Origin of the sequence: Actinomyces sp. 432, from assembly GCF_009930875.1 — a bacterium.
Taxonomy (GTDB): Bacteria; Actinomycetota; Actinomycetes; order Actinomycetales; family Actinomycetaceae; genus Actinomyces.
Genome location: NZ_CP025249.1, coordinates 2,914,836 through 2,938,788, shown reverse-complemented (window position 1 = coordinate 2,938,788; position 23,953 = coordinate 2,914,836). Strand labels below are relative to the sequence as shown.

General features: G+C 69.4%; 34 protein-coding genes. 33 read left to right on the top strand and 1 reads right to left on the bottom strand.

Translation table 11 applies throughout. The features are described from left to right. Positions 1 to 41: 41 nt before the first annotated feature. The 29 genes from ssb (at position 42) to CWT12_RS12260 (ending at position 19,152) form a co-directional block, all read left to right on the top strand. A complete protein-coding gene (gene ssb / locus CWT12_RS12395; protein WP_161925489.1) occupies positions 42 to 536 on the top strand; it encodes a single-stranded DNA-binding protein in 495 nt (164 codons plus the stop codon). 178 nt (positions 537 to 714) lie between these two features. After that, positions 715 to 1,296: a hypothetical protein gene (locus tag CWT12_RS12390; RefSeq protein ID WP_161925053.1), complete on the top strand. Its 582-nt coding sequence runs from the start codon at positions 715 to 717 to the stop codon at positions 1,294 to 1,296. A gap of 58 nt (positions 1,297 to 1,354) precedes the next feature. Next, entirely contained in the window at positions 1,355 to 1,633 is a 279-nt protein-coding gene (locus CWT12_RS12385; RefSeq protein WP_161925052.1) for a hypothetical protein, read from the top strand. Next, positions 1,630 to 1,851 (top strand): hypothetical protein, encoded by a 222-nt coding sequence (locus tag CWT12_RS12380; protein WP_161925051.1) that lies wholly within the window; start codon positions 1,630 to 1,632, stop codon positions 1,849 to 1,851. Before CWT12_RS12385 ends, CWT12_RS12380 begins: the two co-directional genes overlap by 4 nt. A 3-nt stretch (positions 1,852 to 1,854) precedes the next feature. Continuing rightward, complete coding sequence (locus CWT12_RS12375) at positions 1,855 to 2,148, top strand: hypothetical protein (protein WP_161925050.1); 294 nt, start codon at positions 1,855 to 1,857, stop codon at positions 2,146 to 2,148. An 18-nt stretch (positions 2,149 to 2,166) separates the two neighbouring features. Then, the gene (locus CWT12_RS12370; protein ID WP_161925049.1) at positions 2,167 to 2,982 is read left to right on the top strand and encodes a hypothetical protein; all 816 of its coding nucleotides are present in this window, start codon (positions 2,167 to 2,169) and stop codon (positions 2,980 to 2,982) included. Positions 2,983 to 3,078: 96 nt separating this feature from the next. Continuing rightward, on the top strand, positions 3,079 to 3,333 hold the full coding sequence (locus CWT12_RS12365) for a hypothetical protein (protein ID WP_161925048.1): 255 nt from the start codon (positions 3,079 to 3,081) through the stop codon (positions 3,331 to 3,333). A 76-nt stretch (positions 3,334 to 3,409) separates the two neighbouring features. Next, positions 3,410 to 3,814 carry a helix-turn-helix domain-containing protein gene (locus tag CWT12_RS12360; protein WP_161925047.1) on the top strand — a complete coding sequence of 135 codons (405 nt, stop codon included), beginning with the start codon at positions 3,410 to 3,412 and terminating at the stop codon, positions 3,812 to 3,814. A gap of 203 nt (positions 3,815 to 4,017) precedes the next feature. Then, on the top strand, positions 4,018 to 4,689 hold the full coding sequence (locus CWT12_RS12355; protein WP_161925046.1) for a hypothetical protein: 672 nt from the start codon (positions 4,018 to 4,020) through the stop codon (positions 4,687 to 4,689). Next, positions 4,686 to 4,970, top strand: coding sequence for a P27 family phage terminase small subunit (locus CWT12_RS12350; protein ID WP_161925045.1), 285 nt, complete (start codon positions 4,686 to 4,688; stop codon positions 4,968 to 4,970). Before CWT12_RS12355 ends, CWT12_RS12350 begins: the two co-directional genes overlap by 4 nt. Next, on the top strand, positions 4,934 to 5,326 hold the full coding sequence (locus CWT12_RS14790) for an HNH endonuclease (protein ID WP_442862533.1): 393 nt from the start codon (positions 4,934 to 4,936) through the stop codon (positions 5,324 to 5,326). The genes CWT12_RS12350 and CWT12_RS14790 overlap by 37 nt, the downstream gene beginning before the upstream one ends. Positions 5,327 to 5,714: 388 nt before the next feature. Further along, positions 5,715 to 6,023: a terminase small subunit gene (locus tag CWT12_RS12340; protein WP_161925043.1), complete on the top strand. Its 309-nt coding sequence runs from the start codon at positions 5,715 to 5,717 to the stop codon at positions 6,021 to 6,023. Beyond that, positions 5,980 to 7,638: a terminase gene (locus CWT12_RS12335; RefSeq protein ID WP_161925042.1), complete on the top strand. Its 1,659-nt coding sequence runs from the start codon at positions 5,980 to 5,982 to the stop codon at positions 7,636 to 7,638. The genes CWT12_RS12340 and CWT12_RS12335 overlap by 44 nt, the downstream gene beginning before the upstream one ends. Positions 7,639 to 7,663: 25 nt before the next feature. Then, positions 7,664 to 7,858 carry a hypothetical protein gene (locus tag CWT12_RS12330; protein WP_161925041.1) on the top strand — a complete coding sequence of 65 codons (195 nt, stop codon included), beginning with the start codon at positions 7,664 to 7,666 and terminating at the stop codon, positions 7,856 to 7,858. Between the two features lie 3 nt (positions 7,859 to 7,861). Then, positions 7,862 to 9,790: a phage portal protein gene (locus CWT12_RS12325; RefSeq protein WP_161925040.1), complete on the top strand. Its 1,929-nt coding sequence runs from the start codon at positions 7,862 to 7,864 to the stop codon at positions 9,788 to 9,790. A gap of 13 nt (positions 9,791 to 9,803) precedes the next feature. Beyond that, entirely contained in the window at positions 9,804 to 10,523 is a 720-nt protein-coding gene (locus CWT12_RS12320) for an HK97 family phage prohead protease (RefSeq protein ID WP_161925039.1), read from the top strand. Then, on the top strand, positions 10,523 to 11,281 hold the full coding sequence (locus tag CWT12_RS12315) for a hypothetical protein (RefSeq protein WP_161925038.1): 759 nt from the start codon (positions 10,523 to 10,525) through the stop codon (positions 11,279 to 11,281). The genes CWT12_RS12320 and CWT12_RS12315 overlap by 1 nt, the downstream gene beginning before the upstream one ends. Then, positions 11,278 to 11,772, top strand: a complete 495-nt coding sequence (locus tag CWT12_RS12310; RefSeq protein ID WP_237564198.1) for a phage major capsid protein — start codon at positions 11,278 to 11,280, stop codon at positions 11,770 to 11,772. The genes CWT12_RS12315 and CWT12_RS12310 overlap by 4 nt, the downstream gene beginning before the upstream one ends. Next, complete coding sequence (locus CWT12_RS12305) at positions 11,772 to 11,972, top strand: hypothetical protein (RefSeq protein ID WP_161925036.1); 201 nt, start codon at positions 11,772 to 11,774, stop codon at positions 11,970 to 11,972. The genes CWT12_RS12310 and CWT12_RS12305 overlap by 1 nt, the downstream gene beginning before the upstream one ends. A 19-nt stretch (positions 11,973 to 11,991) precedes the next feature. After that, a complete protein-coding gene (locus tag CWT12_RS12300; protein WP_161925035.1) occupies positions 11,992 to 12,531 on the top strand; it encodes a hypothetical protein in 540 nt (179 codons plus the stop codon). A 12-nt stretch (positions 12,532 to 12,543) separates the two neighbouring features. Then, positions 12,544 to 12,894: a hypothetical protein gene (locus CWT12_RS12295; protein ID WP_161925034.1), complete on the top strand. Its 351-nt coding sequence runs from the start codon at positions 12,544 to 12,546 to the stop codon at positions 12,892 to 12,894. Next, positions 12,891 to 13,142 (top strand): hypothetical protein, encoded by a 252-nt coding sequence (locus CWT12_RS12290; RefSeq protein ID WP_161925033.1) that lies wholly within the window; start codon positions 12,891 to 12,893, stop codon positions 13,140 to 13,142. Before CWT12_RS12295 ends, CWT12_RS12290 begins: the two co-directional genes overlap by 4 nt. Then, positions 13,139 to 13,531 carry a hypothetical protein gene (locus CWT12_RS12285; protein WP_161925032.1) on the top strand — a complete coding sequence of 131 codons (393 nt, stop codon included), beginning with the start codon at positions 13,139 to 13,141 and terminating at the stop codon, positions 13,529 to 13,531. The genes CWT12_RS12290 and CWT12_RS12285 overlap by 4 nt, the downstream gene beginning before the upstream one ends. After that, positions 13,528 to 13,752 (top strand): hypothetical protein, encoded by a 225-nt coding sequence (locus tag CWT12_RS12280; protein WP_161925031.1) that lies wholly within the window; start codon positions 13,528 to 13,530, stop codon positions 13,750 to 13,752. The genes CWT12_RS12285 and CWT12_RS12280 overlap by 4 nt, the downstream gene beginning before the upstream one ends. Then, positions 13,749 to 14,309, top strand: a complete 561-nt coding sequence (locus CWT12_RS12275; protein WP_161925030.1) for a phage tail tube protein — start codon at positions 13,749 to 13,751, stop codon at positions 14,307 to 14,309. Before CWT12_RS12280 ends, CWT12_RS12275 begins: the two co-directional genes overlap by 4 nt. A gap of 91 nt (positions 14,310 to 14,400) precedes the next feature. After that, a complete protein-coding gene (locus tag CWT12_RS12270) occupies positions 14,401 to 14,730 on the top strand; it encodes a hypothetical protein (RefSeq protein WP_161925029.1) in 330 nt (109 codons plus the stop codon). Positions 14,731 to 14,894: 164 nt separating this feature from the next. Further along, on the top strand, positions 14,895 to 15,146 hold the full coding sequence (locus tag CWT12_RS12265) for a hypothetical protein (protein WP_237564197.1): 252 nt from the start codon (positions 14,895 to 14,897) through the stop codon (positions 15,144 to 15,146). A 173-nt stretch (positions 15,147 to 15,319) separates the two neighbouring features. Further along, positions 15,320 to 16,123, top strand: coding sequence for a hypothetical protein (locus CWT12_RS14175; RefSeq protein ID WP_237564196.1), 804 nt, complete (start codon positions 15,320 to 15,322; stop codon positions 16,121 to 16,123). Next, on the top strand, positions 16,033 to 19,152 hold the full coding sequence (locus CWT12_RS12260) for a tape measure protein (RefSeq protein ID WP_337247930.1): 3,120 nt from the start codon (positions 16,033 to 16,035) through the stop codon (positions 19,150 to 19,152). The genes CWT12_RS14175 and CWT12_RS12260 overlap by 91 nt, the downstream gene beginning before the upstream one ends. Before the next feature lie 137 nt (positions 19,153 to 19,289). On the opposite strand, the gene CWT12_RS12255 is transcribed toward CWT12_RS12260, so the two are convergent. Then, complete coding sequence (locus tag CWT12_RS12255) at positions 19,290 to 19,499, bottom strand: hypothetical protein (RefSeq protein ID WP_161925026.1); 210 nt, start codon at positions 19,497 to 19,499, stop codon at positions 19,290 to 19,292. A 43-nt stretch (positions 19,500 to 19,542) separates the two neighbouring features. Between CWT12_RS12255 and CWT12_RS12250 the strand changes: the two genes are divergently transcribed. The 4 genes from CWT12_RS12250 to CWT12_RS12235 are packed head-to-tail and all read left to right on the top strand — an operon-like array spanning position 19,543 to position 23,918. Continuing rightward, positions 19,543 to 22,572: a hypothetical protein gene (locus tag CWT12_RS12250; RefSeq protein ID WP_161925025.1), complete on the top strand. Its 3,030-nt coding sequence runs from the start codon at positions 19,543 to 19,545 to the stop codon at positions 22,570 to 22,572. Continuing rightward, positions 22,565 to 23,365 carry a hypothetical protein gene (locus CWT12_RS12245; protein WP_161925024.1) on the top strand — a complete coding sequence of 267 codons (801 nt, stop codon included), beginning with the start codon at positions 22,565 to 22,567 and terminating at the stop codon, positions 23,363 to 23,365. Before CWT12_RS12250 ends, CWT12_RS12245 begins: the two co-directional genes overlap by 8 nt. Then, positions 23,362 to 23,679: a hypothetical protein gene (locus tag CWT12_RS12240; protein WP_161925023.1), complete on the top strand. Its 318-nt coding sequence runs from the start codon at positions 23,362 to 23,364 to the stop codon at positions 23,677 to 23,679. The genes CWT12_RS12245 and CWT12_RS12240 overlap by 4 nt, the downstream gene beginning before the upstream one ends. Further along, positions 23,676 to 23,918 (top strand): hypothetical protein, encoded by a 243-nt coding sequence (locus CWT12_RS12235; RefSeq protein ID WP_161924152.1) that lies wholly within the window; start codon positions 23,676 to 23,678, stop codon positions 23,916 to 23,918. Before CWT12_RS12240 ends, CWT12_RS12235 begins: the two co-directional genes overlap by 4 nt. Positions 23,919 to 23,953 lie beyond the last annotated feature (35 nt).

Sequence of the window (23,953 nt, the reverse complement as noted above, 5' to 3'; positions counted from 1 at the left end):
CCAACCAATCCGCAGAACCCCACCGAAAGGAAGCAACCACCATGGCGCACAACACCGTCACCATCACCGGCAACCTCGCCGCCGACCCCGAGCTGAAGTTCACGCCGTCCGGGAAGGCCGTCGCATCCCTGACGATCGCGGACACGCCCCGCCGCTACGACCAGGCCACCGGCCAGTGGGTCGACGGCGAGACCCTGTGGCTGCGCGGCTCCCTGTGGCAGGAGGCCGCCGAGAACGCCGCCGAGTCCCTGCGCAAGGGGATGCGCGTGATCGCCACCGGCCGCCTCGTGCAGCGCCGGTACACGACCCGCGACGGGCAGGACCGGTCGGTGATCGAGATGCAGATCGACGAGATCGGCCCCTCCCTGCGCTACGCCAGGGCGCAGGTGACCAGGAACGCGCCCCGCGGCCAGCAGGGCCAGCCCGGCGGGCAGCCCCAGCAGCAGGGCGGGGGTGGCTGGGACGCCCCCGCCGGAGGCGCCTCCGGCGACCCGTGGGCCACCCAGGGCGGCAGCACCGAGAGCGTGCCGTTCTAGGACACCGCCCGCGACCCTGGGGGCGGCCGCCGGGACGGAACATGCCCAAATCCTGCGCGGCTGCCCCCTAGGCGGGGAGAAAACGCCCCGCCCCTACCCCGGTAAGGGTCGGCCCAAGATCGGCCCGCCAAGACCCCAAAACAAAGCCCGGTACAAACCTGAGAGGAACACACCCACCATGACCACCACCAGCACCGGCGACCTCGCCGCCGCCATCAACAGCACCCGCGACGCCCTCCTCCGGGCCCTCGAAACCCTCATCGAGGCCTGCGACACCCTCAACCAGGCCATCGGCCACATCGCCTACGCCCAGGAGCTCGCCACCGACCAGGCCGCCGACGACGACACGCCCGGCCTCGTCGACGCGCACTGCCACAGAATGGTCACGACACGGGACATTCCCGCAATTCACGTGCACCCGGGAATGCGCGTCGTATCCCACGGAAACGCCCACCTGGTCGCCGACGTCGAATCCACCGAATGCCTTGTCCGCATCCACCTCGACGACGCCCCCGACGACCGCGGCGGCCTCTACCTGTGCGCCCCCGACGACGACGTAACCATCACCGACGACACCGCCGTACTCATCCCCGACAAGATCCTCACCCCCCTGACCGGCGCCGTCCGCGCCTACCGCGACGCAATCCGCCGCAAGGGCTACGACTCGGCCCTCGCCACGACCCGCCGGAGCGACATCCTCGAAGCCGCCCACCAGCTCACCAACACCCTCGACGACCTCACCAGCCAGGAGGACCAGTGACCCACAACACCCTCGCTACCGCACACGCCATCGTCAACCACGCCCAGGAGAACCACAAGTGAACCAGCCACGCAAATACACCAAGAAGCCCGTCACCATCGACGCCATCCAATACGACGGCAGCCTCGCCGGCGCGCTCGACATCCTCGACTGGATAGGCGACGCGGCCAGCGCCGAGCGCGACGACGACGGCAACCTCGTCATCCACACCCTGGAGGGCGACATGACCGTCGACTGGGGCGACTGCGTGATCCGAGGCGTCCAAGGCGAGTTTTACCCGTGCAAGCCGGGCATCTTCGCCGCCACCTACCAGCCCGCCACTCAGGAGGAGCAGTGACCTACGACAACCCCTACAGCCCCATTCACCCCACGCCAGAGATCCGGCCAGCCGTCACCCTCGGCTCATCCGCCCGGGCACACCAAGCCGCCACCCTCGTAGCCCGCGTCACCGCCCCATCCCTGTCCGTCCGCGAACGCCGGGAGGCCGAGCGCGAGCTCCGCGACAACGCCTACCACTACATCACAGCACTACTGGACCTACTCGCAGAAAGGTAAACCATGCGCATCACAATCACCGTCGACGCCGACTACACCACACCCTGGGAGGCGGAAGCCCGCCTCACATTCACCGACCCGACCCCCAACGGCGGAGACGACATCGTCGCCAGGATCAACACCGAGACCCACTGCATCGTCGAGACGCTCCTCGCCGCCATCAACGGCCTCGACGACATCCAGCAGATGCCCACCGGGAAGCCGCTCCGCCTCCGGACGCCACTACCCGAGCGCGACGCCATCATCACCACCCGCGTCACCGCCAAGCCGGCCCCCGGCGGCCTGCACCTCAACTAGCACCAGGAGGACCAGCCAATGACCACACCCGCACGCATGCTCACAGACCTAGCCCAATGGCTGCCCCTCCTCCGCGAGCTGGAGCAGGGCAGGGGCCAGCCGCGCAGCCCACGCCCCAACCCCGCCCACCCCGGCGACACCGCCGGGCAGGTGCCCTTCGGAATCCGCGTCGACAGTGAGGATGAGCCCGCCGACGCCCGCACCGCCGCCGGCATCCGCACCTGGGCAACCATCTGGGCCGACTTCTTCACCACCTGGTACCCCGGCTTCCCCCAGACAGACAAAAGGCAGACGCTCCACAAGCAAGCCCGCATACGCCGATACCGGCGACGCCGCGCCCTAACCTGGCTCGCCACCATCGCACCCCAGGCCGAGGCGCAGCACCCAAACGAATGGGCAGACTTCCTGGACGAGCTACAGCCCATCTATGCCCGCGTCGCCACCGCCACCGGACACGCCGACGCCACCGACCCCGACCACCGCTGCCCCGCATGCGGCGGCCAACTGCAACAGGCCGCCACACGGCGCGGCCTCACCGACAGCCGCCAATGCACCAACTGCCAGCAGTGGTACCCCGACGGCGACATCATCGACGCCACCAGACACCACACCATCACCACCACGGACGACGCCGACGCGTGGGTAACCCGCGAAGAGGCAAGAGACCTGCACCCCACCATCAGCGCAGACCTCCTCCGCCAATGGATCCACCGCGGCGAAGTCACCAGCCGACCCAAGGCACCAGACAAGCGCGACGTCAACCTGGGCAGCCTCAACGCCCGCGTAGACAAACACAAGCGCGACATGAAAAAACGCGAACGCGAAGCCGCATAGCCCACACGGTTGACATCCGAGAGCGGGTGTCATAGAATTGGGGTGTCGGGAGGGAACAAGCCCACCGAGATGAGCCCAAGAAAGGGGCCAATAGCTATGCAGCCCATCACCGTAACCCGCCAGCACCTCGACGCCGTCCGCAACGTCGAAGGCATCCTCCGCGCACACCGCGGCCGCTACGTGAGTGCACACAAGATCTTCCTCGACGCCGCGGGCGCCGGGACCATGACCATGGCGCTCTACCGCGACGGCAGCATCGCCCGCTGGTACGCAGGAGACACCGACGAGCCCCTCGGACTCGGCGCCGCCGAGTCGGCCCGCAAACTCATCGCCACCCACACCTCCAATTGACCTCGGCGCCCCGCCCAGCCACCAGCCACCAGCAGGGCGCAGGGCGGGGCGCCCCACTATCCACAAGGAGTCTCCCGTGCCCAGACTCAACCCGGACCACCGCACCCCCGCACACTTCCGCACCATGCGCGAAGCGCTCGGCGTCTCCGTAAGCGACCTCGCAGATGCCCTCGACGTCAACCCCCGGTCCGTCCGCGACTGGTCCACAAGCACGACTGCCCCCGCCGCCGCCTGGGCCATCATCGACAAGCGCGCCGCATGGGTCACCGCCACCCTCACCGCCACCCTCGACGAGCTCGCAGGCCAGCCCGACCCCGACGAGGTCACCCTAAGCGTCTACGCAACAGACGAGCAGGCCAAACGGGCCGGCCTCGACATGACCGCCCGCGAACACCGCGCCTGCGTCGGCATCCTCGCCCTGTGCCTAATGGCCGAGGGCTACAACGTGAGCATCGACTACGTGCCGCGCGACATCACCTAACACCCACATTGCCGCGCCCTGTGATAACCTACCCCTGTCACGGAATGGGCGTCCCGTACGCCCAAAAACGGGGAGTGCCAAAGAGGGCGCAAACGTTGAAAATGCACGGAAAACCCGCTAAACTAGCGGCGTAAGAAACAAGCGGCCCCGCGCGTGCGCCAACACGCCGGGGCCATGGCCACCAACCCCCGAAGGTCGGCGACATGCACAACAATAACACCCCCACCGCACACACCCGCCCAACCCGCACCACCAGGGCGCGCTACAGCAAAACCGCCAACGCGGCCGACACAATCCAAGGCTTCACCCACGGCGTCGACATCTGCGGCCTCACCATGGGCCAATTCAGCCTCCTCGACCTCATCGACGCCACCCTCCACATCACCGGACCCGCCCACGTCACCATCAGCACATGGTCCGCAGGCTTCTACGACATCGAAGCCGCCGAGCGCTTCCGCGACTCCGGCAGGCTCCTGTCCATCCGCTTCGTGATGGACAACGGGCGCAAACGCGGCCAGGCCAACGCCGTCGACGTCGCCAGCGTCTTCGGCGCGGAAAACATCCGCGCCACCAAATCACACGCCAAATTCGTCACCATCCGCAACGATGCGTGGAACGTGCTCATCACCACGAGCATGAACCTCAACCTCAACCCACGCATCGAGCAATTCGAAATGACGGACGACCCCGACCGGTGTCGGCTCTTCGACGCGTTCGCCGACGCCGTCTTCGCCACGGTCGACAAGACCGACCGCCGCGACCACGGCGTCCCCAACGTCGACATCGACGGCATCGACGCCGTACAACCATCCCTGCCCATCGCCGTCGGACACATCAGCCACGTCGGCGCCCCACCACAGACAGGCCGCCGATGACACCCACACCACCCACACACCTACCCGACGACGTAGCCACCATCTGGCAAGAAGTCATCGACACCTACGGCGACGACAGCATCGCCGGGCCAGCACTCGACGCCTACTGCAGCCAGGTCGCGGTAGAGCGCGCCGCCACCCGAGCGATCCAATCCGACGGGCTCATAGTCGAGGGACCCAAAGGCGAGCCCATCCCCCACCCCGCGCTCGAGCTGCAACGCCGAGCCCAGGACGAGATCCGCAAATGGGGCAACCAATTCCAACCCCGACGGCGCCGATGAACCCCGCCCAGCCGGGGCGGCTCCGCCGCGACTCCCGCACCTGGCGCCGCATCGCCGCCCAAGTCCGAGCCCGCGACCAAGACAAACCGTGCGGGATCTGCGGACAGCCAATCAACTGGAACACCCGCAACCCCAACGCAGGCGACGCACCCAGCGTCGACCACATCAAGCCCTGGGCTACGCACCCCGAGCTACGCCTCGACCCAGCCAACCTCATGGTCGTCCACCAAGACTGCAACCGGGCCAAAGGCGTTAAACGCGCGGCACTCCCCAGCATCGGCAACCAATCCCGAAACTGGGGAGCACCACGGAAGCGGAGCCTCACGCAGCCGCATGCGGCGAATGAGCATTCATGAACTTATTGTGGCCGCAGTACACGCACGACTTCGAGAACGGCAGCACCAGCAGCCCCAATCCCGCCGTGCAGATACCCAAGGTCCACAACACAGCCGTCCGCGCAACCTTCCGGCTACCACCCTCACACACACAGCACCCCACACAACCACTACGCGTGTAGGTCTCAATATTCTGGTTCGGCAGCGACATGCCGGTCCTCCTCAATCCTGGGATGCCGCCGCAACGGGGACGCGACGGCGCACACCGCCGATCCTAGGCGCGCCGCCCCGCACCAGGGGGTAGGGGCGTCCAGGTTACCGAACCGTGACCAGGCGGCCAGGTGGGGGCGGGGAGTGGGCTCCCCCTCCCCGTGAGGCAGGCCGGGTCGCGCGGACATAAGGAGTACCAATGGACAAGGCCGACAGCATGGTCGACGCCGTCGAGCGGGCGCTCGCGGGCGCGTCATGGCTGACCGACGCTGACGCCGCCGCCGTCGCCCTGCTCCGGCGCCTCGCCGCCCGGCTCGACGACCCGTACTTCCCGATCGTGGAGGACGGCCGCTTCGACAACGTCTCCGAGTCGCTGTTTTTGAAGACGGCGGCGGGGCTCGGGCTGACGCCGGAGATGCGGGCCGCGTGGGAGAAGAAGGACAAGAAGGCCAACAATGGGCGGCTTGAAACGCTCCGCAAGGGCACCGCGAACCTCCGAGCCGTCTAGCCCCGAGGGCACCTACTTCGACGACTGGATGCGGCGCGCCCATGAGGAGTGCCCGCTGCGGATCCCCGGCGCTACCAGGTTCGGCAGGTCGACGCCGCGCGTCTGCACCCCGGCGGCACGCGAGCTGACCCCAGACACGTCCTACGGGTACTCGCTGATCGAGTTTGCGCACGACGTGCTGGGGATGCGGCTGCTGCCGTGGGAGCAGGAGTTGGCGATTCGTGCCCTGGAGGTCGACGCCGCCGGTGCCCGGCTCCGCTACCGGACCGTGCTCCTGCTGGTGGCGAGACAAAACGGGAAGTCGACGTTCGCGCAGGTGCTCAGCTTGTGGGCTATGTACGTGCTCGGTATTGGCCTGCTGATTGGTACGGCGCAGGATCTCGATATCGCCGAGGAGCTGTGGTCGGGGTGCGTGGATATCGCCGAGTCCGTGGACGAGCTGGCTGCCGCCGTCACCAACGTGAACAGGACGAACGGCAAGAAGGCCCTCGAAATCGACTATGGCGGCGCCAAGTCCAAGTACAAGGTGAAGGCGTCGTCCCGTAAGGGTGCGCGTGGCCTGTCCGGTGACCTGATCATCCTGGACGAGCTGCGCGAGCACACGAACTGGGACGCGTGGGGTGCGGTCACGAAGACCACGATAGCCCGGCCGAAGGCGCAGACGTGGACACTGTCCAACGCGGGCGATGACGCGTCCGTGGTGCTGATGACGCTACGGAGGAAGGCGCATGCGGGTCTCGGTGACCCGGATGGGGTCAACGCTGACGAGACCGTGGTGACTATGGGTGGCGGCGAGGACTCGGGGATCGGGCTCTTCGAGTGGTCTGCCGCCCCGGGGCGGGCGACGTCGGACAGGGACGGGTGGGCTGAGGCGAACCCGTCGCTCGGGTACACGATTGCCGAGGGGTCGCTCGCGTCCGCTGAGGCCACCGACCCGGAGCCCGTGTTCCGCACCGAGTGCTTGTGCCAGTGGGTCACGACCATGCGTGAGGGGCCGTTCCCGGATGGTGTGTGGGACGCATGTACTGATCCGGTGGGGGTGATCCCGGATGAGGCGCCGGTGACCTACGCGGTGGACGTGTCCGTGGACCGTAGCGCCGCCTACGTCGCCGCCGCTGGCGTGCGGGCGGACGGCCGGCCGCAGGTGGAGATTGTCGCGGCCCGCCCCGGGCAGGGGTGGGCCGACTGGCTGCCCGAGTGGTTCCGGGGCTTCGTGGATGAGGACTATCCGGCGCGGGTAGTTGTCCAGGCGAAGGCGTGCCCGGCGTCCGTGCTCGTGGATGTGCTGGCCGAGGTCGACGGTCTCACGGTCGTGCCGTGGCAGGGCGGGGACCTGGGGATCGGGTGCGGGCTCCTGTATGACCGGGTGCTCGCGGCGTCCCCTGACGCGTCAGAGCGTATCCCGCCGCTGGCGCACCGGGGGCAGGAGGCGCTCAATCTGGCCGCGCACACGGCCGCGCAGCGCTACTACGGGGACGGCTGGTACTGGGACCGCCGCAACAGTCCGCAGGATGCGGCGCCGCTGATCGCGGCCACCGAGGCCCTGTGGGACCTACTGACTAACGCGCCGGAGTCGCCGTCCGTCTATGAGGACGGCCCACTCCCGCTCTCATAACTATCGCTTATAGGGGTGATTTGCTGTGTGGAGGACGCTGCGCGCCTGGGAGGGCCGGACCGTCGTCGTCCCCGTGGACGGGGAGGCCGCCCGCGGTGAGCTGCAGGCTGTCACCCGGCACGCCCTTGTCCTCGCCCACGTGGCCGTCGCGGGCCGGGAGGCGCCGCTTGACGGCGTGCTCGTGGTGCCGCTGCCTGTCTCCTACGTGCAGGTGGTGTGACCCGTGGCCGTATTTCAGTCTTTGGGGGAGCTGGCCGGGGCGGTGACGGGTGACCGGCACGCCGCCGTGCTCGACGTTGCCGACCCGGGTATCCCGCTCGTTGACTACGACGGCGGCACCAGCGCCGCCAGTATCGCTAGTATTTGGCGGCGGCAGCCTGCGGTCCGCAAGGTGGTGTCGTTCATCGCCGCCAACATCGCCAGCATTCCGCTGCACGTGTATGAGCGCCGGTCTGACACGGACCGGCCCCGCGTCACCGACGGCGCCCTAGCCGCCCTGGTGGCTCGCCCCTCCCACGCGGTGGGGCAGACGCCCCGCCGGTTCTGGGAGCGGTTGTTGATTGACGGGCTGCTGTATGACCGGTGGGCGGCAATGATCGTCGACGGTGAGGACGGGCCGCAGCTCGTGCGGATCCCTCCCCGCAAGTTCCGGCTCCGGACTGACGGCCTGGATCTCGTGACCGCGGTACGGGTCACCCGTGGTGACGGCACCACCCGCGACCTCGACCCCGCCGACTTCCTGCTCGACGTCGGCTACGCCCAGTCATCCGGGCGGGGCACCTCACCGATCCTCACATTGACGGCCCTCCTGGAGGAGGCCGCCGAGGCGGTTGAGTACCGGCGTACCGTGATGCGCCGCGCCGCCCGGCACACCGGCTGGGTCGGCCGCGATACTCCGTGGCCGTCGCGTACTGCCCGCGCCAACTTCTTGGAGTCGCTCCGCGCACTGGAGCGGGACGGTGAGCGTGCCGGTGGTACGGCGCTGCTTGACGATGGCATGGAGTGGCACGACCGGTCGTACAAGCCGACCGATATTGACGACCTGGAGGCCCGGCAGCTGACCGACGTGGAGGTGTGCACCGCCTACCACATCGCGCCCGAGCTGCTCGGTATCCGGCAGGGCACCTACTCCAACATGGAGTCAATGAGAGAGTCCCTGTACCGCGACTACCTGGGCCCCTACATTGCGGTGTGGGAGCAGGCTCTCTCCCCGCTCGCCGACCGGTACAGCGACGGCAGGCGCCTCTACATTGAGGCCAACCTTGACGCCAAGTTGCGCGGCAGCTTCGAGGAGCAGGCCCGCAACCTGCAGACCGCGACCGGCGCGCCGTGGCTGACCCGCAACGAGGCCAGGGCGAAGGCCAACTTGCCGGCGATTGACGGCGGGGATGACCTGGTGACGCCGCTGAACGTGCTCGTCGGCGGGCAGACATCCCCCACGGATAGTGGGGTACAGAATCAGGCGGCGGCGCCCTCCCCGGCCGTGAAGGCTGGCGGGCGTGAGGTGAAGGCCCGCGGCATGGAAGGCGAGTGGCCCGACCGGGCGGCCGCCGTCCTCACCCGCCACTTCGCCCGGCAGCGTCGAGCCGTCCTGTCCGCCCTCGGCGCTAAGGCAGCGGACTGGTGGGACACCGACCGGTGGAACCGCGAGCTGGCCGAGGATCTAGACGCCCTGGCCGCCGAGATCGTCGCCGAGGTCGGCCCGGACACGTGCCAGCGGCTCGGCTTCGACCCTGACGGCGTGTGGTCCACGCCCCGGACGCGCGCCTACCTGGCAGCCGTCACCCGAGCCCGCGCACAGTGGGTCAACGACGCCACCCGGGCGCAGATCGAGCAGGCGCTCGCCGCCGACACCGACCCCGCCACGGTGTTTGACCGTGCCGAGGCACAGCGTACGGGGGCGGGCGGGCACGCATTCGCGGCCGCGATGGTCGCCTGGGCGGTCCTAGAAGCGGGCAGGCAGGCCGCCCCCGGGCAGGGCACCAAAACCTGGGTTGCCGGCCCGAATCCGCGCCCGTCTCATGCGGCCCTGGACGGGGAGACCGTCCCCCAGGGCGAGACCTTCTCTAACGGGTTGACGTGGCCGGGTGATCCGAGCCTGGGCGCGGACGAGTGCGCCGGCTGCAACTGCTCCGTCAACCTCACCATCTAGGACAGGCATAGGTATGCTCACGAAAACCATTACCGTCCCGGTCAAGCTCTCCGACGGCACAGATAGTGGCGGCGAGCCCGGGTTCACCGGCTACGCGTCCACGTTCACGCGGGAGCCCGACTCCTACGGCGACGTCGTCAAAAAGGGCGCATTCGCGAAGACGCTGAAGGAGTGGGAGGAGTCTGGGCGGCCGATCCCCGTCCTGTGGGGGCACCGCATGGACGACCCCGACTATTTCATCGGCGACCTCCGCTCCGCCATGGAGGACGACCACGGCCTGAAAGTCGACGCCCGCCTCTACCCGGATGCTCCGAAGGCCCAGCGCGTCCGCGACCTACTGCGTGCCGGGGCCGTCGCCCAGATGAGCTTTGCGTTCGACATCCGCGACTCCGGCACCATCCAACTCTCCGACGGCAGCGAGGCGCGCGAATTGCGCGATTTGAAGCTGTACGAGGTGTCCGTGGTGCCGGTCGGCGCTAACCAGGACACCAGCATTGAGGACGTGAAGACCCCCGCCGTCGCGGATGCCCTCACGCCCGGAGAGGTAGCGGCCGTCCGGGCGCTCCTCGCCCACCAGACCACCCCCGAGAAGGGGGCAGCCGACGACAACACCCGCGAAGGGGCCGAGGCCACATGCGGCGGCAAGGCCCAGTCGCGGGCGGAGGCCGTCGCGCGACTCACCCAACAGATACGAGCCCTCACCACGGTGGGGGAGAAGGGAGACGCAGCCTGATGGCTACGCTCACCGAGGCGCGCGAGGCCGCCGTCAAGGCCGCCCTGGACGCGCAGAACATCATGACCTCCGCCGGCGCGGACGTCACCGACGAGCAGATCAAGGCCGTGGAGGACGCCGTGGCCGAGGTGAAGGCCCTGGACGCCCGTATCGCGGGCGCCAAGGATGCGAAGGCCGCCCTCGCCGCCATCGCCAAGACCAACGATGCCGACGCCGTCGACGATTACGAGCCCGGCGAGGACACTCGCACCAAGGCCCGCGACCTGGGCGACCGGTACATCCGCTCCGACGCCTACCAGGCGTTCCGCAAGGCGAACCCGGCCGGCCTGGGTGAGGGCACCCCACTGTCGATGCCTCGCGTCAAGATCGGCGACATGGCCGACTTCCTGGCCAACAGGAAGGCCGACGGGGCCGTGCTCGGCACCCCGATCAGCCACCCGACCGTCGACCGGTACCCGACCGTCGACATGGTGGACCGCCGCCCGCTGACCCTGCTCGACGTCATCGGTCGCGGCCGCATGTCCGGCCCCTTCGACTACGTGCAGATCACCGGCGTCACGAACAACGCGGCGATTGTGGAGGAGGCCACCAGTGCGGATGACGGCCTCAAGCCGACCTCCGACATGACCACCACGCTGGCTGACGCCCGCCCGTACACCTTCGCGGACGGTTTCGTCGTCACCAACCAGCTGCTCTCCGACGCCCCGCGTTCGCCTCCTACATGCAGACCAGCTTGGCGTACAACCTGGACTCTGTGATCGAGGACAAGGTGCTCAACGGCACCGGCACCGGCGAGCCCACCGGCATCCTCGCCACCAGTGGCGTGCAGGAGGTCAACCCCGACGGCGCCGACACGATGGGCCTGGTCAAGGCCGTGCGCCGCGCCAAGGGCCGCGTGCAGCGTGTCGGCGGCGTCACCACCGCCGTCCTCCTCAACCCGGAGGACCAGGAGGAGATCGACCTCCTGCAGGACACCACCGGCCGCTTCTACGGCCAGGGTCCCTTCGGTACCGGCCCTGGCACCCTGTGGGGTGTGCCGGTGATCGCGTCGGAGAAGATCCCGGCCGGTCAGGCGCTCGTCGGTGACTTCAAGCAGGTGCAGCTGCTCGACCGTGAGGGCCTTGCCGTGACCGCGTTCAACCAGCACAAGGATTTCGCACAGCGGAACCTTGTGTACGTGCGTGCTGAGCTGCGTGCGGGCGTGGTCATTTGGCGGCCCAACCGCCTCTGCCTGGTCAAGGCAGCCTGATGGCTGGGCACGTAATGGTCACCGTGGGTGGTGTCCGGTACCGGCTGGAGGATGCGCAGGCGCTCGGCCTGGTCGACGTCGAGGCGCGCCTCGGCCGGCACCAGGCCGAGCCCGCCGCACCCGAGCCGGAGGCGGAGCCCGAGCCGGAGGCGGCGGTCAAGCCGTCCCGCCGTCGCCGCCCAACCGCCACCAACCAGTAGTCGCCGAGGGGGCATCATTGTGAGCGCGCCGCCAATCCTGACCACGGCAGACATTGCCGCCGCATCCGGCGGGCAAGTCGCAGACGGTGACCCGCGCATCAAGGTGCTCCTCGACGCCGCCACCGAAGCCGCGAGGGCGTGGGCGGGCTGGCACATCGCCCCCGTCGTCGAGGAGACCATGCTCCTCGACGGCGAGGGCGGCCAGTCACTCAGCCTGCCCACCGGCAGGCTCCTGTCCGCCGCCGACCTGACCGTCGACGGCGAGGTAGTGGACCCGGCCCTGTGGGACTGGTCCGGGGCGGGCATGATCCGGCTCCGCCGCGGCCGCTTCCCAGACCGATTCCGCGCCGTCCAGGTGGCGGTGCGGCACGGGTGGGAGACGTGCCCGCCACTGGCCGGCGTCGTCACCGCCCAGGTGCTGGCCGTGCTCGCGTCCCCCATGGGGGCCACCCGCGAGCAGGCCGGGCAGGTCTCCGTCACCTGGGGGCGGTCCGGCCTCACCATGACCGGGGAGGACATGCAGGCGCTCGCCCCATACCGGCTCCAAAACTGGGCATAGAGGAGGCCACGCATGTTGCCGTCGTTCGCCCGCCAGCGGGTCACCATCGTCACGCCGGGAACCCGCATCGAGCGGGGCCACGAGGTGCTCGACTGGGGCACCACCACCGAGGCCATGGTGCCGTGCATCTGGGAGATGGGGGCGCCCGCCCAATCCTCCTCGGATGGGCTGGATACGATCCTCGGCACCCGCACCGTGTACCTCAACCCCGGCGCGCCGGTTACCGGGGCGTGCAGGCTCCGGTTCCCCGACGATCCCGGGACCGACTGGGTGATCGTCGGCGAGCCCGCCGCCAACACGTCCCCGACCGGGGCCGTATCCAATATCCAGGTCTCCTGCCGCAGATGGGGGCACGCCCAATGAGTGACGGTGTCAAGGTGGTCATGTCCGGTCCGGGTGTCCGGGCCGTGCTCAACCACCCGAAGGTCCAGGCGATCATCGACGAGCGGGCAGCCCGCATCGCGCAGGCAGCCGGCCCCGGATTCCACACCCGCCGACGCCCCCAGCGAGTCAACCGGTACGGCGCGCAGGTCCGCACCAGTGACCCTGTGGGGCGCCGCAGGCAGGCCGACGACAACGTGCTCATCAAGGCTGTGGGGGCCGGCCGGTGACCCCGCCCCCCGATTTCCTGGACCGGCTGCGCGCCCACCTGGAGGCCCTAACTGGGGTGCCGGCGTGGGCGGGCGAGCACCCCAACCCGCGGCCCGACCGGTACCTGTACCTAGAGCGGGTCGGCGGGGCGGGCGGGCTCGCCTACGACGAGCCGACCATCACCGTGGAGGCGTGGTCCAGCCGCGGGGACGCGGACGCGTGGCGGCTCGCCGACACGGTGCGCGACCACGTGCTCCGCCACCTGCCGCCGACCGTCGGGGGTGTGCGCGTGATCGGCCGAAGCGAGTATGCGGGGCCGTCCCGTGAGCCGCCCGCGCTGGCCGGGTACCGGCGCTACCGGTGGACCATCCGGGTCCGCCACCAGCTCATCGACGAGGAGGCTACGTGACTCTGATGAGGATTACTGCCCCGTGCCAGGTCGACGGCCGGCCGCTCGGGGTGGACGCCATCGGCCGGGTTGTGGCTGTCACCCATGAGTCGGAGCGGCTGCGGCTGCTCCGTGCCGGGCAGGCAGTCGACGCCCCGCCCGCCGCCGACGGCGAGAAGGCCGCCACACCACACAGCAACAAGCAACACCACCCCCACAACAAGCAGGAGACACTTCCATGACCTACGCACTATTGAACGCCGAGCAGGTACTCCAGTTCGGCAGCGACGATGATTTCGTCGCTCTCGCCCCGGTCGGCACCCCCATGCCTACCTCCATCGACAAGATGGACCCGGCCTTCGTGGAGGTCGGCTGGATCGGCCAGGACACGCAGGTTTTCACCCCGTCCGACAGCGTGGAGAAGCGGCGCGGGCACCAGGGCAACCGCGTCTACAAGACCAGGATGACCGAATCCTCCGTCGACTTCAGCTTCGTCGCCTTGCAGTCCAACCTGCAGACCCTGGGCCTGCAGTGGCAGATCAAGGAGTCCAGCGAGACCGGCGGTGTGAGCCGGCACGTGCTCTCCGCCGCCAACGACATCACCGAGGTGGCGATCGTCATCTCCGCGAAGGCCAACGGCCACACCTACGTGTGGGCGTGCCCGAAGTACGAGATCGGCGAGCGCTCCGACTTCACCCTGTCCGGCACGCAGGACACCGCCTACACGATCACCGGCACCTTCACCGAGGACGTCATCCTCGTGACCGACGACCCGAACTTCAAGCCGCGGGGCGCGTGACTGACTCCTCGTGGCCGCCGGACGGTCCTCCCCGGCGGCCACGAGGCCACCCCATCACCGTGAGGACCGCATCACCAGGGAGGACTGACCCATGACAGAACCTAAGAAGCCGTCTGCTGCCGCACGCGCCCGCAGGGCCCCGCAGGACCGGCTAGCCAAGGGCGAGGCGACCGGCAAGCACTCGACCGTCGAGTTCCGCGGCCGCACCCTCGACATCGACCCTGACCGGCTCGACGACTACGACGCTTTCGAGGCCCTGCGGCAGGGGTTCCCGGGGCCTCTGATGGAGGCGCTCATCCCCGATGAGCCCACCCGCCGGGCCGTGCTCGACGACGCCCGCGACGACGACGGCCGCCTACGCACCACAGCAGTGACGGCCATCATCATCGAGCTGTCCCAGGCCGTGGGCGCGGGAAACTAGTCCGCCTGCCCCAGCTCCTCGCCGAGCAGGGGCAGGCCATCGAAGCGGACCTGCTCCGCTACTACGGTGTGGACCTACTGGACCTGTATAGGGGGCTCCTGTCGCCGCGCAGGTGCATGGTCCTCATAGAGGGGCTGCCGCCCGGGGCCACGCTGCATCGGCGCATGGGCGGTGACCTCGCGTGGGATGACACCACGCGCGCCATCCACCAGGAGATCCACGCCCTCCGCGACCTGATCGCCAGCCTGTTCGCGCGGACGAATCCGGGGCAGCCGGAGGCGAAACCGCCCGAGCCCGGATGGCTGGACCGGGCGGAGGCGCAGGCCGAGTACGAGCGGTCGCGGGTCGACCGGCTCAAAGCGCGGGCCGCCGAGCGGCGCCGCAAGCAGGCCGCCCAGGCGGCGGCCACCGAATAACTCCACAGAGACAGCACCAGGGAGGCGCACATGGCCGAGGCCGCTACCGAATCCGTAGAGCTCGCGTCCGTCTACGTCTCCCTGGTGCCGTCCCTACGCGGCGCCCCGAGGCCATCGCCAAGGGGCTACGGGGGGCAGCCACCCGGCAGGCCGGGCGGCAGGTCGGAGACCAGGTGGTCGCCGGAATCAGTACGGCCCTGTCCAAGGCCGCCGGCATCCCCAAGGCGGTCGCGAGCCTCGGCAGCAAGATCGCCGCCGGTTTCCGGGGCGCCCGCCAGTCGGTGGAGCTGGTGGGGAAGGCCATGGCATCCACCCGGCGGATCGCCGGTGAGGCCGCCGGGTACGTGTCCAAGTCCTGGCAGGGCACCAGTACTGTCCTGGCGCGGATGATCCCTGGTCTGGGCAAGGTGCAGGCGGGCTTCGCGGCGACCCGGCGGGTCGCGACTGGCGCGGTCGGCTCTATCACCGGCGCCGTCCGCGGCGTGAGTGCCAGCATCACGACCGGCCTGTCCGGCGCCCTGGCCCGGGTGGCGCAGGCGTTTACCCCAGTGTCCACGGCCGCGTCCAAAGCCTTTAACACGGTGGCGGGGGCCGCCAAGAACACCGGCACCCGCATCTACGCTGACGCCTACTCCACCATCACGAAGGTACGGCAGGCGGTCTCCCCGATCACCAGCTATGTCGGCGCGAACATGCAGGCGACCCGGGCCGTCGTCGGCAACGCCCTGTCCCAGATCGGGGCGTCCTGGTCGTCGGCGTGGGCCAAGATGCCCGCCCCGTGCAGGCCATCCCCGGGAAGATCACGGCGGCGTTCGGCAACGTCGGCTCCAGCGTGGGCCGTGTCCTGTCCACCGGCCTGTCCGGGGCCGTCAACGTCGCCGCGAACGTGGCCGGGAAGGTCGGGTCGGCGATCAGCGGCGCAATCGGCGTCGGTGTCCGTGCGGCCGGCGTGGCCGTGGCCGGGCTCGCTGGGGTGATCTCCGCGAACCTGGGCGGCGCCATCGAGCGCGCCGACATGCTCAACAATTTCCCCAAGGTGATGGCCAATATCGGCTACTCCGCCGATGAGGCCAGGGAGCAGATCGACCGGATCAGCTCCTCCCTGGACGGGCTGCCCACCTCCACGCAGGCGGTAGCGCAGACCGTCAAGGGACTCGCCCCGCTCACTGGGTCGCTGGAGTCTGCGACCGATGTCGCCCTCGCACTCAACGATGCGCTCCTGGCAGGCGGCGCCTCCGCGACGCTGGCCGAGAACGCGATGGAGCAGTACCGGCAGATGCTCGCCGTCGGCAAGGTCGACATGGCGGCCTGGCGGTCCCTCCAGTCGGCGATGCCGGGCCAGCTCGACCAGATTGCAAAGAGCCTGCTCGGCGCGGCAGCCAACAGTAGCGAACTGTACGACGCCATGCAGAATGGCAACGTCACCTTCGAGCAGTTTAACGATGCGCTGGTGAAGCTTGATGGTGAGGGGCTTGACGGTCTCGCCAGTTTTCACGACCAGGCAATCACCGCGACCGCGGGAATCGGCACCGCGTTCCAGAACGCGCGAAACCGCATCGTTAAGGCTATTGCGTCGGTTATCGAGGCAATCGGTGTCGACGAGATCAGCGCGAAGATCAATGCGGCCACGTCCGGCATTGTCGGGCTCGGCAGCAAGATCGCCGACGCTATAACAGCGGCGAAGAAGGACGGTGGGTTCGAGGGGATCGGTGCGACCATTGGCGGCCTCGCGCCGGTGATCGGCGGCGTCGCTGGCGCCCTCGGCCCCCTCCTGGCTCAGATCCCCGTGGTCGGCGGCCTGTTCTCCGGGCTGACCGGGCCCGTCGGCGTCGTCATTGGCCTCTTCGGCAGCATGGTCGCCAGCAGCCAGACCCTCCGGGACGCCATCACCGGCGCGTTCTCCGGCCTGCAGAAGGCGATTTCGGGCTCCGGCACACAGACCGCGCTTAAGGGCCTCAGCGACGCGCTCGGGACCGTCGCCCGCACCATGGGCGACAGCCTAGGCAAGGCCATCAACCAGGTGGCGCCGCTCCTGTCGCAGATGGCCGCCACCGTCCTGCCGCTGCTCGCCAACGTGCTACGCACGGTAGCGGTGGCTGTGACACCCATCGCGACAACGATTATCGGGGCGATCAGCCAGGCGCTCGCGGCAATCCTGCCGACGATCACCAATATTGCCCGGACTGTGCTGCCCGCGCTCGCGAGTATTGTCCGCACGGTGGCGGCGGCGCTCGTGCCGGTTATTGACGTGATCGCCGGGATCTTCGTGGACGCGATTAAGATCATCGCGCCGATCTTCGAGCAGCTCGTGAAAGGGCTGATGCCGCCGCTCCAGTCGGCGATCCAGGCTATCGCCCCGGTGCTAGCGAAAATGCTCGTCACTATCGGGAACATGGCCCGGCAGGTCCTGCCTGCGCTCGGGAAGATCCTGGGCGCGGTCGTGTCGGTGGTCGTCAAGGTGTCGCAGGCGGTCCTGCCCACGCTGGTGAAGGTCATCAACGGGGTTATCAAGGTCGTCACCAGTGTGATTAACGTGGTGTCGGCCGCACTGGTGCCCGCGATTAACGTCGCGTCGAAGCTGATTTCGGCGGCTGTCCGCGTCATCGGCAATATTTTCACTTGGCTGTGGGACAAGGCGGTCCGGCCCGTGGCGGACTGGATCACGGGCAAGATGAATACGCTGGCGAACTTCTTCGACAATACGGTAAAGCCGAAGATCGCGAATGTTGCTAATAAGATTGGTGATGCCTTCCAGAAGATGAAGGACACCGTCGGCGACGCATTCAATAAGATTAAGGCTAAGGCCGCTAGGCCAATTAACTTCGTTATCGGTACCGTCTACACTGACGGCATCAAGAAGCTTGTCGACAATATCATGTCGAAGCTCGGCCTTTCGCTGCGGATGCCGACGATCAGCAAGATCTCCGGCTACGCGTCCGGTGGTGTCCTGCCCGGCTACACGCCAGGCCGGGACGTCTACCATTTCATCTCCCCGGACGGCGGCGGCGTGCTCGCCCTGTCCGGTGGTGAGGCGATCATGCGGCCGGAGTGGGTGCGCGCCGTAGGCGGCCCCGCGGCGGTCGACGTGATGAACCGGGCCGCATCGCGCGGCGGCCGCATTCCCGGCGGCGACATCGGCGCCGGCCGGCGCGGCGGGCAGACCGCCTTCGCGCTCGGCGGCATCTGGGGCAAGGTCAAGAGCGGCGTCGCGGGCGGCCTCGACTGGCTGAAGAACAGTGCGTCCGCGGTCGCGGACATAATCACTGACCCGCTGGGGGCCGTCAAAACCCTCGTGCAGGCGCCTGTCGACGCCATGCTGGGCGGATTCCTCGACTCCGGCGCATTCTGGGATATCGGCAAGGCAATTCCCGGCAAGATTATTAGCGGGGTCGGCGACTGGCTGAAGAAGAAGACCGCCACGATGTCGGCGTCCGGCCTGGTCGACATGGCGCGGAAGGCAATCGGCACCCCGTATGTGTGGGGCGGCGTCAACGTTCCCGGGGGTGTGGACTGCTCGGGCCTGATCGTCTGGGCGCTGCGGCAGATGGGCAAGAATGTGCCCAGGCACACCGCGTCCAGCTTCCAGGCGGCCTCCACTCCTGGTGACCGCAACACGCCCGGGAACCTGCTGTTCTGGGGCGGCGCCGTGGGGCGTGGCGGCGCTTATCACGTCGCTATCGCGTCCGGGCGAGGAATGATGGTTGAGGCCCCGCGCGCTGGCCTGTCAGTGGTCGAGCGGCCGATATGGGGCAGCCCCTCGGCGGGTGTCTTCAAGTACGATTCCGGCGGCTGGCTGCAGCCGGGCCTGACAACAACGCTCAATGCTACCGGTAAGCCGGAGGCTGTTTTTACGCAGGAGCAGCTGGCGGCAATGTCCCGGCCGTGGCCTGAGAAGGTCACGCTCGTGGACTCGAGCAACTCGATTATCGGCGAGCTGGATGTGCGTATTGAGCGTGCGGTTGGGCCGGCGTCGCGTGGCCGCCTGCGTGAGGCTCTGGGGGTGTAGTCGGTGGCTGTCCAGTGGGGTGCCGCGTCCGGGTACATGCGTGTCGGGATTGATGTCTCCCAGTCTGGGAGTGTCGATTCCGGCAGCGTGAGGCTGACCGTCGTCTACTACATTCAGTCAGTCGCTTACGGGCACAATTACACGTCCACGCTCCACCGGTCGGGTGCGATTACCGGCGACGTGTCGGTTAGCTTCTCTAGTGGTTTTGGTGCGACCGTCACCAAGGAGGTCGCCCGGCAGACGGTTACGGTCTCGACGGCGTACGGCTCTACGGTGTCGCGCACTTTCTCCGCGAGCTTGGGGCCGATCTGGAATGGTGGGGCGCCGTCGGTTTCGCGGACGCACACGGTTGCTGCGCGGCAGTATGAGGTGCCGTACGCGCCTACGTCGGTGACCGCCTCCACGACGGACGGCAGGACGATCCGCGTCTCGTGGGCGCAGAGGCGGGATGCGGCCCACCCGGTCAGCGCATCGGGTATTGAGCGCTACGACAACCAGTCCAAGACGTGGGTGCGGGTCGGTACCGTGCAGGGCACTGGTACGGCCTGGTCCGATACGTCACTGCCGGCGGGCCGCGCCACCTATTACCGGGTGTGGGCGTGGAATGGGCGGGAGTCTGCGCGTGCGCAGTCGGCTACCGTATGGACGACTCCGACAGCTGCTACTAATGTGCGGGCGGTTAAGGACGCGGCGGGGAATATTACCGTCTCCTGGGTTAAGACTGTCCTGCATAATGAGGGCTCCTACGATATTTATGACAATGGGGTCCTTATCGGCAGTACCGCCGAGAATGTGACGTCGTTTGTGCACCGTAGCCCGGACCCGGCGGCTGCGCACACGTACACGGTCGTCACTAGGACGCCTAATGGTTTGCGGTCGGCGATGTCGGCGGCGTCGCCTGCGGTGCAGGTGCTGGGCGCGCCGTCCGCGCCGACGGTGCTGGGCCCGACCGGGACGGTAGCGCCGGGGCGCGTGGTGCTGTCGTGGCGGCACAATCCTGTGGACTCCACGGCGCAGACCGCGGCCCGTGTCGAGGTGCGGCGCGTGGTGTCGGCGCTGTCCACCGAGCTGGTGCAGGTCATCGAGGTCACGGGGGCGGCGCAGACTGCGGCGCTCACCCTGCCTGTGGGCCAGTACATGTGGACGGTGCGTACCCGGGGCATGTACGACGGCGGCGCGGCCGGGGACTCGGCGGCGTGGTCCCCCGCCGGTGGGGGCCTGGGCTCGCCGGGGCAGTTCCGGGTCGCTACGCCGCCGGTGGTGGGTATCACGGTGCCTGGCCCTGTGGTGGGTACCTCGTCCACGCAGGTGGCGTGGTCGTACTCCCAGGCTGAGGGGCACGCCCAGTCGTCTGCCGTGGTGGAGCTGGTGGAGCTGGTGGACGGGGTGCCGTCCGGGCCGGTGGAGTCGGTGAGCGTGTCGGGTGCGGGCGCGAGCGTGGCCATGTCGTCGCGGCTGCCGCACGGCTCCGCGTGGCAGGTGACTGTGACGGTGACCTCGGCGGTCCGCCAGACCGCTACCGCCCGCGTGGTCGTCTCGGTGGTGTACCCGTCGCCTCCCGCCCCGGTGGTGGAGGCGGTGTGGGACGAGTCGCGTGGGGCTATGAGCCTGGCTCTGGCGAATCCTGCGCCGCTGCCGGTGTCGGAGCGTGTGGTGAGCCTGGTGCCGGACCCGCTCCTGGCGCGCCCGCAGGCGTGGGACACCCCCGGTGGGGCGCTGGCTGTGTCTGGTGGCAGTGGTGACGGGTGGGCGCAGGCGGTGCCTGTGGTGCCCTCCTGGGGATGCCGGCTGTCCCTGGCTGACCCGGTGCCCGTGGTGGCCGGGCAGCAGGCGGCGTGGAGCGTGGACGTGGCTGCCGCGGCCCCGCCCGAGGCCGAGGACACCCTCCTTTTGTGGACCTCGGACTGGTGGGTCAACGCCGAGGTCACCAAGACCGCCTCGGAGGTCTCGACGTCGACGGCGGCGGTGTCGGGCAACAACGGCCGCATCGGCACCAGCACGCGGCCCCTGCCGGGTGGCCGCACCTACCGGCTGGCAATGCTCGTGTCCTGCGAGGCCGACTGCTACGTGGACATGGGCGCCTACTACATGACCACCGCGGGCGCGTACTCCAGGTCCCTGTGGCCCGCCAATAATCGCAAGCAGCTGTCGGCCGGCACGGACCGCCAGCTGATCTGGGTGGACCTGCCCATCACCTACCGGGCGGGGGAGGACCGCCTGCAGTGCATCGCCTACCTGCGTGCGGGCGGCCGCCGCCTGGTGGTGCACGACGCGGTGGTGCTGGACGTCACCGGCCAGGACACCGGGGCGCCGGCGGAGCCCGCGGCCCCGTCACTGGCCGTGTCCGCGTCCGCCGACGGGTCCACCGCTGTGCTGGACGGCGCGGCCGTGTCCGTGTCCGCTGACGGCGCCACCGTCGTGGTGGACGGCGCGGCCACCTCCGCTGACGGCGCTACCGCCATCGTGGACACTACCGCGGCCCCCGTGGCGGTGCCGGGGGTGGACGTCGCGGACCACGCGGTGGTGTCGGTGGAGGTGGCCTGGCTCGGCCCGGACGGCACCGTGCTGGCCGTCACCAGCGAGCCCGCCGCCCCCGGTGCCGCCCCCGCTGGCGGCGTGCGCGCGGTCGTGGCGGCCACGGTCCCGGCCGGTGCGGTGGCGGCCCGTCCCGCCGTGGTGTGCCAGGGCGCGACCCTGTGGGTGCGCCGCCCGCTCCTGACTACCGCCACCAGCCCGGCGGGCCTGGTGACCGAGTGGTGGGACCCGGCAGGCCCGTACGCCCAGCTGGGAGGCCAGTCCTACGCCGTGTCCGTGTCCGCTGACGGCACCACCAGTGTCGTGCCCAACTCCCCGCCGGCGGCCCGCAACCGGGTGTCGCGGTCGGTGGACGGCGGCACCACCTGGGAGCCGCTGGACGCGGAGGTGCCACTGGACTACGCCACCAGCGACCCCCTCGCCCTCAGCTATGGGGAGACCATGTACCGGGCGGAGGCGGTCTCCGCTGACGGCGCCTCCGCCGCCACCGTCGTGGCGGCCGTGGCGGACTCGCAGGCGATGTGGATCGGCGGCGGCCCCGCCTACACCACCACCGCACCCCTGTACGGGGACCCCGCGCACGCCCTGGACGTGGACCTCGCCGAGCGGGACACCGCCTATTTCGCAGGCCGGCGCCTGCCGGTGGAGCTGGCCGGCACCCAGGAGGCCCGCTCCCTGTCCGTCTCCGCGACCCTGGACGACGACGATATGGCGATCCTGGACACCCTGGCCGCGCTCGCGGTCCTCCCCGGGCCCGTGGTGTACCGGGACCCGGTGGGGCGGCGCATGTGGTGCTCGATGTCGGGGCTGCGCCTGCCGCGGGACTACCGGGGCGGGATCTGGGGCGTGTCGCTGGACCTGGTGGAGGTGGATCCCGATGACTGACGCGGTGCCCGCCTGGGTAACCACTACGCCCGCGGGCCTGGACGGCGACGTGGTGGAGCGCGTGCTGACCGGGCACAGGCAGTCCTGGTGGGAGGTGGTGCTGGCGGACCGGCGAGGGGCGGAGCTGCGGCCGCTGGACGGCGTGACCGGCGGGAGCGTGGAGCTGTCGGCGACCACGACGCTGCGCGCCTCGGGCACCCTGTCCCTGGCCGACCGTGGCCAGGGCGTCGACTGGCTGTCCGACCGCGTGCACATCCTCCAGCACATCCGCGACCGCCACGGCCGCGAGGTCTCCTGGCCGCTGGGCGAGTACCTCCTGTCCGCCCCCACCAGGGCCTACAGGTCCTCCGGGTCCTCGTGGGAGGTGGAGCTGTCCTCACCGCTGCTGGTGCTGTCGGAGGACGCCCTGCCCGAGACGCTCACCGTCCCGGCGGGTACCGTGGTGACGGACTGGGTGGCCTCCCGGGTGGCCTCGGCCGGCGAGCGGCCCGCAATCGACCCCTCCACCGCCAAGCTAACCTCCGCCCTCACCTTCGAGGCAGGCACCACCCTCCTCACCGCATTGAATGAGGTGCTGGCGGCCGCCAACTACTGGGCACTGCACCCCTCCCCGGACGGCACCATCGGCTCCACCCCTACCGGCTGCCCGCCGACCGCCCCCTGGCCCGCGAGCTGGCAGAGGGCGACCGGGCCGTCCACTCCGCCACCTGGACCCGCGACCTCGACACCGCCGGCACACCCAACCGCGTGGTGGCCGTCGCCCAGGGCGGCGGCGAGGACGAGCCGGAGATGACCGCCACCGCCACCAACACCACCCCCACCAGCCCCTACAGCTACCAGGCCAGGGGCAGGTGGATCACGCACGTGGAGACCGGCGTGGAGGCCACCAGCCAGGCCACCCTCACCGCCATCGCGGCCCGCCGCCTGGCCGAGCTCACGACCTCGACCGCCACCATCACAGCCTCCTGCCTCCCACTGCCCATCTGGCCCAGGGAGCGCGTCACCTGGGACACCGCCGGCCACCGCACCGACACCACCGTCCGCCAGGTGGCCTACCAGGCCGCCCCCACCGCCCTGATGGGCCTGGAGCTGGAGGAGATCCCATGACCACCACCCTGGACGCCCTCGTGACCGCGCTCGCGGACCTGCGCCGGCGCGTGGACCGGGCGCCGTCCTACCGGTGGGGCACCGTCACCAGCCGCTCCCCGCTGCGGGTGCGCCTGGATGGTGACAGTGAGCCGCTGGGGGCGGCCCCGGTGTCGCTGGTGGCGGCCCCGGCGGCGGGTGCCCGGGTGCTGGTGCTGCTGCACGGCCGCCGCGCCGTCGTCCTCGGCACCAGGCAATAGGTACAAAGCAGGACACAACTCAGCAGAGGAAGAGG